Raw genomic sequence first — 7,701 nt, 5'->3', positions numbered from 1 at the left:
AGTGTGATTTCTAAATGGCGTATGTCGCCATGAACATACTTTTAAGTATTTTTTTGCCGATTTTTTATTTCTAAATGGCGTATGTCGCCATGAACGCTTTACACCTGCATTTGTTAAATATGTGCATTTTCTAAATGGCGTATGTCGCCATGAACAGTTATAATAAAGCAAAAATATAAGTTACAACAAGCATTTATCATGTATTTTATAAATTTACCCAATCAAAAAATGGCTTGTTGTAACTTATTGATTTTATTAAGCTGTTAAAGAGTCTAAAAAATATTGGGTTAAAACTCTGGTACTGTAGATGTACGACTTAATCCATAGCTTCCAAATTTTCCAATACATGCTTCATCAACACGTTTTTTCCCAATAATCAAACGGAAGTTCATATCGTTGGTTTGGCTTTTCATATTAATATAAGGTTCAAAAGTCTCCGTCAGTTCCAATGCTTCAAAGTGTTCCTTTGCCTCTTCAATTGAAATTCCACGGCGTTTTGCTTGATGCAAAATACGCTGTTCAATCGTTAATTTTGGATTGGCTTTAAAGTAAGTTGCATAGCCATTGATCTTATCTTCTGGAACTTCACGAGCAGATAAGACATGCACATAATCTTGCAGTCTTTCTAGCCAATGGTTTAAGTTTAGTTGTTCCAATGTTTCGACTGAATCCGCAAAAATACGAATTTTATCGCCTAAATAACCCAATTTTTTCTGCTGAATTAAACGATACTTAGGGAAAGAAATACCATAAACAATCTTGCCCTGTTCATCGGCTTGTTCAGCAAAAGCAATATGTAATTGGGTATATACTTTTGACCAAATTAGATGCAGAGGAATTTCCTCCTGCTCCAATAAAGTAATTTCTAAATAATAGAGCATAGTTAATCCTTGCTACTTTGACCAAAGACACCACCACGCACCAAAACAGCCATGACGTAATGCTCTTGCTCAGGATTCTCAAGTGATTCGCCTAATGCATATTTATCAAATAAAGTAAAAAAGTCTTTTTTATCTTTCGGGGTACGATACGCTTTGCCAAGATTGGTCACTGCACCGTATGGCTCAATCGCAATCGCTGTTTTTTTCTCATCAAATTCAGGATACCAAGTATCTATGGTACGCAAAGCATTACCTAACTTTTGTGAATGCATGGCTGCAACATCATTTACATGGTAAAGGATTTTACTTTTTTCACCTTTACCTTTATCTAATACAAGTTCTTCACTTGGATAGACTTCTTGACCTTTACCCACCAAAGCATAAGCTTCAACCTTAATCAGTAAATATGGGACTTCCCCTCTTAAGGCACTTGCAATTTGATTCGCTAAGGCTTGTACTTTCTCGTCTACTTGATCGAAGTTATGAAGTGGATATTCCAAAGCATTAAATGTCACTGTTGCTTGATCATTCACTGTCACAACTACATCTACTTTTTCTGCACCAACACGGTTACGCCATAAAAAACGTGCATTGGCGATATTCAGTGCATAACGTTTTGCAAGTTCAGTAAAGCCATACTTCTCAATATAATTTTGAGCGACAGACCGATAAGAATTTAAAAAAGTTTCATTATTACAAGCCGATGGATTTTCAATTCCACCTAATACTTTTAATGTAAATCCAACTTTTAAAGTATCTTGATGTTCCCCCAAAGCACAAGCATCTACAGTTTGTAAATTGGCTTTTTCAACTTCAGCGTTCAGCTTCATTGGATCGCCTGCAACCGCAGGTTTTAAACGGTTTGAAATTGTTCCTCGTACTGATTTTGGAATCAGTTTTAATGGCGTTTGCTCATTACGATTTTCCCAACTCGTACCATAAAAATATCCATCGGATGGAACAAGTTTCTTTTCAAATGCGAGTACACTTGCAACTGCTTTTTCATTTTTAGCCATGAGCTTTTCCTTTTTTCAGTTTTTAAATCAGATTGTTGTTGAGTTTTGGCAAAGATATAAATTATTTTCTAAATCAACATGATATTGCCATAGTAGTTGATCAATACTTTCAATACGATAAGGCATTATAAATTCCCCCAGCGTCAAAACAGCTTCCGCAAAACGGTGTGGTGTATCGGCATCACGTTGGTTTTTAGCAATACCTAACTCTGAAATACCCTGAAAACCGACTGCAATCGGTACTAACCAACCCTGTGCGTTACGCTTGGAAGTCCATATCACTTTGCCATTTTCATCTACGCTAGAACTATGTGTAACTTTTAAACAGTCTAAAACAGCATCCAAAGCATCTTTACCTTGTTTCATACTTTCTATGACTAGATCACGGCGTTCAACCAATACATGTCCAAGCATCAGTTTATTTAAAATCGGCTTTAATTCCCGATCCTGATCTGCATCTTCATCAAATTGTAGTATTTGACATTTTTTAACAGCAAGAACATCTCCACTTGCAAACTTCATACTGCAAATAAGCTGTTGAACATCTTCTAAAAACTGTTCTTTCTCATCGGGGTCTATATTTTGGCATTCAATTAATAGAGAAACTTCTAAATGAGAACGTGCTTCTTCAATAAAAGCAGGTCGACTTCCATCTTTGTCCAAAGGATTGGCTGTGCCAATAATTGAATGAACGAAATCTCCTTGCCCTTTATAAGTTTGCAAATTAAATTCATGGCAACTCACCCCGACTTTAGTCAAAGATACCTCACAGCCTTTGCTGTGTAACTTGCGTTGTAAAGCATGAACTGCACCTAGCCAAGCAGTCATTGCTGGAAAACCAATGGTATAAGGACTACTCATTGCATTGGCATTATGGAGTTTTAAATGAGGTATCAATAAAAACTGGCGCATTAAAAAAACTCCTTTGCTTGTTTTAATGATTTTTCTACACGTTGTTTAACATCCAGTATCTCGCCAGTTCCTAATTTATAAGCATCACTAATCACTTTTTCATAGCTTCGCAATATCCAACGTGCAATTTCCCTGCTTAATTCATCACGCCAATCCGAATCTTCGTCTCGTTCTGTCTGATAAATTTTATCCAACCAAATACGCTGTAATTTTGGCAAACTTGCGTAATAATCCTGATTTGACCAACCCTCAGTAGAATATTCTCGAGTCTTAGATGCCAGTACTAATATTTGATCAATGACAAACTGAATAATATTTCGTATTGCTGTACGAATATCATCATTATTTAAATCAAGCTGCATAAATTTATGAAGCTGAATAAAACTTTCCTGATAATTTTTTCGATATAAACATTGGGCAAAGAAGTCTGTTTTAGGTAAACGAATTGCTCTTTTTTCTAACATAGGTGGACAGCTTGATAATAGATATGCTCGCCCTGCATTCTGACTATTTAAAACACTGACGTTTTGTGGCTGTGTTCCACCATAAGCTGTTATGGTGAGATCAAAAATATCAGCATAACCTATTTCATGATGCTCATTTTTCCTGCGTAACTCTTTAGCCTGTTTAGTTTCTTGAGAAAAACGTATTGTATCAATTGATTGTTTTAATCGAGTGATTAAACCTGATGGCGTTAAAACAGACAATAAATGATATTCAGCCTGCTCAATCGGGAAATAAACCTGCTTCACTAAATGATCAGTTTTTACCGAAGTATCTGTCGCTTTTATTTTTAGAAATTCTGTACCTAATGTCTCAAAGTCTAAATCAGCGCCAACAAGTAATGTTTTTAAACTCTCTTCTTGCCGTTCAAAACCATCTAATACTGTCAGTTTTTCAGTGAGTGGTAAGGATAAAAATTTAAAAACATCCATCGCAGCAGCATTACCAAACACATCTAATGGATAGCTGACATTTCCACTGCGTAAATAACCATCATTAATCTGTTTTGCTTGAGCAATCACACTTGATGTTTTTGCACTAGGATGACTAAATTTACTTGGATGACTCACCATAGAAAGCTGTGTAACCCTCTTTGCAGCATCAGGCAACCATTCTTTCAAACTAAATTTATCATCCGCTTGACCTTGTAATTCTGAAATTACACTGTCATTTTCTGCTTTTTTTAAACGATCCTTTAACCAAAGTTCTTTACGTTCATTTAAGAAATTCTGAATGCTTTCCGTCATGTTCTCTCCTCTTTATTATTGATCTAAAACTACAAGTCCAAATTGTTCTGAATACATGAGTTTTTTATTCTCATCATATTCAGGCAACATAATTTCCCCATAACGCTTGGATAACTTTTCTACTTCTTCCTCAATATCCTCATTTTCTTGCAATTTATCAACAGCCAAACGACGCAAAATGTCGTAATAGTTTCGATTTAACCATAATCGCTGTTGTTCTAATTCATTCAATTGAAAAGGATGAATGTTATAGAAGCCATTCCGATCAATATACCGCCCCAAATCATCTTTTTCACAAAATACAAGCTTACGATCTTTCCATAGTGCAAAAAGCTGAATATTAGGAGAGCTTTGTCTAAATGGATTAAATTGCTGTGGCAGAGCGGTTAAAAACCATTTTTGAGTTAGCCATGAATTCAATGGTTTTGCCCCAACCTTATTATATGAAGTTAAGGCATCTGCCATGACTGCATGCTCTAAATCCGCCAATTTCTTTATCGCCTGTAAGGGTTGATTGGCTTTAATTCTTGGACTGGCATTAATACTAAATTCAGTTCCTGAAATATCTAATAACTCATTTAAATTTTTGTTCTGTAATTTAAACTTATCATTATTTATTTCAAAACCAGGCTTTTCAAAGGCAACTTTAGCTTTGCGTAATCCTTTTAAATTATATTGCATTAAAGCAATATTTGGCTTTTGAATGTCTTGTTCCAATTTTCGATGACGTAAAACTCGTCCAGACAACTGAATAATTGAGCGATAAGATGATGGTTCAACAACTGCCCAGTCAAAATCATGATCTCGCCCCACTTCTTCAACTGGCGTTGCAACTAGAATAAAAATTACATTATCGTAATCTGTCACATCTAAATGCTGACGAATCACCTCATCTGAAAATGCAGCCGCTTGTTCTCCTAGTTTTTCCTTACGTTTTAAAACATGATCTAAATGTTTTTCCTGCTCACTTCGCAACACTAAGACTTGCCGACTATGATAAGCCATTATCCGTGGTGCAACATTTTCCGTCCATTCAGCGTTTAACAAATATCGGGTTAGTGCAACACAAGGTGGAATATTCGCCACACGTACCACACCAAAAGAGACTTTTTTCCCTGTTTTCGCATCTATACTGTGATGATCGTGATGTAAACGTTCAATATTCTGTTTAATTCTTTCAAAATATTGAGCTTGTAAACTTTGTTCTAGGCGTTGTATTTCCTTTTCAGCCACAAGATCAGCACAATCCACAATATAAGCTTTATGTTTAATCACTTGTTTGCTCAAAGCATCTGAGCGCAAATCAACATACTTATCATGGGCATTTTTATAATGTTGGATTGCCTCTTTTTGATTGTCCAGATCAATAGCTTGAATTTGAGTTTTAAACTCATCTACCCACATGGCAACAGTATTGGTCTGCTTTAATTTCTTAAACGCACAGTACAACATCCAACCTTGTTGATAAGCATTAAAAAATCCCTCAGCCAATGCAGGTGGAATGGTTGCAGATGAAATCATTACCTTGCGCCCCAACATTCCTGTTAAATGGACAAGGCGAGCAATGGCAATTAAATCCTGACCATTAAAATCGTCAACCTCATCAATCACCAAATCAGAAGATGAAAGCCTTAAACTCGGTAAAATATATTTTCCGCCACGTTTAGTTTCAGTCGCAGCCATCAAATGGTCAATGGTACATGCTAATACAGGTTTATATAAAAATGCTTTATTACGTTCAGCCTGATTTTGAGGAAATAATGCATTCATAAAATCAGCTTGTGGCATGGCATCATAATCTAGCTCATTATCTAACAATTCCTCCAATGACTCCGAGCCAATTTCCTCTATCAGATGAGATTCATCCTGCTGAGTTTTTTTTGTATTGTGATGATGGAGTTCCTGAACTGCTTTTGAACCAATTAAAACAGCAAGTTCATCATTACTTAAACCAATATCATGACGATAAGAATCGCCTGTTTGTAATGTTAAGGTTCTTAAACCCAATGCCAAAATATAACGTAATGACTGCGCATCTTTGGATAAAGCTTGCATAATCTTGGCATTGGCAATCGTTTTTCCTTTACCTGTGCTTGCCATATTGACAATAAACCAGCCCTGTTTTTCAGCAGCTTCATTTTTTTGAATAAATTGCTGAATGCCTTTTACTGCCTGATCTTGCCATTCAAAACCTTGAGGACTTTTCTTTTTTAATTTTTGAACATCATAAGCAGGTTCCATCTCATCGGCTAAACGACTCAATGACTGCGCCACTCGCATTGCATTATCACTGACTCGCACCAGATGCTCATCTAAAAATTGCTTCAATTGTTTGGTTTTTGGATCGGTATTTGCTCTCAAGGATAAGCGGGTTTTCCATGTTTTATCTGCTTCACAAGATGAATAGTAATGATCGCCCAACATCAAACATAATCGAGCATGATGTAAAATGACTCGCCAACTCCCATCTGCAAAGATTTGTTCGGTTGTATGTGATTCTTGCAATAATCGAGCTGACCATTTTTTGATTTGTTTTGTCCACTCAACAGATTGGCTTAATAAGCCTTGTTCAAACTCAAAACAAAGTTTAAGACGTTGCTGATAATCCTGTTCATCAAATTTATTTTGATAGCCCCAGTCTACTTTTATACTTTTAAACAAACTTGTCAGTGTTTCTTTTTTTGTATCAGCATAATCTCTACGTCGTTGTTCATCTTTCAAAGCAGGTAAACGATGGTGTGAGACGATCAACCAAGCCACCAATTGCGCCAAAGGTGGGAGCTGATCTAAAACTTTAGATTGGTCTGAATTTTTAATAATCGTTTGTTTTAATAACTCTTCATCCCATTTCTGCGCTATTAATAAATTCAACCATGCTTCATCAGAGTCAATATCACCTGACGATTGCACCAACGCATTGAGCAAAAGACAGGAAATCCACTCATGCCGTAACGGATCGCCTTTCTTGGTATTATTACTTTGAGGTTTTAATTTCTCTTGAAAGAGAACCGTTGCTTTGCCCCAATCATGCAGTAAAGCAGATACCGCCACAAGTGCCTTAATTAAAGGCAAATAATGCCAGTCATTTTCCCATTTATTTTGAGCTAAACTTTTTTTGGTGGTATTGACAGGCACAATCCCCTGTTCATTAAATTTATTCCGATTGCCAACAATCCACATTAACTCACTTCTACGACGACCACGAATCCAATGACAGGAAACTGCGGTATTTTTAGTCACAGTTTTTCTCAACAATTTCTTAACAGCAATTAGTCCCTCTTCAGTAATCACCGTTTGCCAAGTGTTATCACCAATCCGATCTGCAAAGGCATCCAATGCACGACGAGTTCGAGGGATTGCTTTCTTTTCACATTGCGAGATAAATGTCACGATCATATTATATCCATTTATATTATTTATAAGGTTATCAGGGGCATAAACCTCCTGATAACCTTTATTAGAGCGACCTATGTGGTCAAGAAAAATCAGAAAAACAGTGACACTTTATATTTCTAAGTAGCCTATACGGCAAAGATAATTCGAAAGCTGATTACTTTCCAAATATCTTAAGATTAAGTTTATACACTTCATGTAAAAAATCAATACCTATAAGGTGTCACTGTTAATTATTAAAATATCATT

5 protein-coding genes are annotated in these 7,701 nt (G+C 36.0%); all 5 read right to left on the bottom strand.

Annotated features, from left to right (window positions below):
• Nucleotides 1-287: 287 nt before the first annotated feature.
• Genes cas6f through cas3f form a run of 5 tightly spaced genes read right to left on the bottom strand, consistent with a single transcriptional unit; the run spans nt 288 to nt 7,455 of the window.
• Nucleotides 288-881: a type I-F CRISPR-associated endoribonuclease Cas6/Csy4 gene (gene cas6f / locus F967_RS04895; RefSeq protein ID WP_004681361.1), complete on the bottom strand. Its 594-nt coding sequence runs from the start codon at nt 879-881 to the stop codon at nt 288-290.
• A 2-nt stretch (nt 882-883) separates the two neighbouring features.
• Nucleotides 884-1,897, bottom strand: coding sequence for a type I-F CRISPR-associated protein Csy3 (csy3, locus tag F967_RS04890; RefSeq protein WP_004798550.1), 1,014 nt, complete (start codon nt 1,895-1,897; stop codon nt 884-886).
• 27 nt (nt 1,898-1,924) lie between these two features.
• The gene (csy2, locus tag F967_RS04885) at nt 1,925-2,809 is read right to left on the bottom strand and encodes a type I-F CRISPR-associated protein Csy2 (RefSeq protein ID WP_004798548.1); all 885 of its coding nucleotides are present in this window, start codon (nt 2,807-2,809) and stop codon (nt 1,925-1,927) included.
• Nucleotides 2,809-4,059 carry a type I-F CRISPR-associated protein Csy1 gene (gene csy1 / locus F967_RS04880; protein WP_004798546.1) on the bottom strand — a complete coding sequence of 417 codons (1,251 nt, stop codon included), beginning with the start codon at nt 4,057-4,059 and terminating at the stop codon, nt 2,809-2,811. Before csy1 ends, csy2 begins: the two co-directional genes overlap by 1 nt.
• 15 nt (nt 4,060-4,074) lie before the next feature.
• On the bottom strand, nt 4,075-7,455 hold the full coding sequence (cas3f, locus tag F967_RS04875) for a type I-F CRISPR-associated helicase Cas3f (protein WP_004798544.1): 3,381 nt from the start codon (nt 7,453-7,455) through the stop codon (nt 4,075-4,077).
• Nucleotides 7,456-7,701 lie beyond the last annotated feature (246 nt).

It is taken from the genome of Acinetobacter sp. CIP 102637, assembly GCF_000368425.1.
In the GTDB taxonomy this organism is placed as follows: Bacteria; Pseudomonadota; Gammaproteobacteria; order Pseudomonadales; family Moraxellaceae; genus Acinetobacter; species Acinetobacter parvus.
This window is presented reverse-complemented; position numbering and strand designations above follow the sequence as displayed.

Excerpts from the sequence above, each read along its gene's own strand:
- csy3 (WP_004798550.1), bottom strand. The coding sequence starts at position 1,897 with ATGGCTAAAAATGAAAAAGCAGTTGCAAGTGTACTCGCATTTGAAAAG.
- csy1 (WP_004798546.1), bottom strand. The coding sequence starts at position 4,059 with ATGACGGAAAGCATTCAGAATTTCTTAAATGAACGTAAAGAACTTTGG.
- cas6f (WP_004681361.1), bottom strand. The coding sequence starts at position 881 with ATGCTCTATTATTTAGAAATTACTTTATTGGAGCAGGAGGAAATTCCT.
- cas3f (WP_004798544.1), bottom strand. The coding sequence starts at position 7,455 with ATGATCGTGACATTTATCTCGCAATGTGAAAAGAAAGCAATCCCTCGA.
- csy2 (WP_004798548.1), bottom strand. The coding sequence starts at position 2,809 with ATGCGCCAGTTTTTATTGATACCTCATTTAAAACTCCATAATGCCAAT.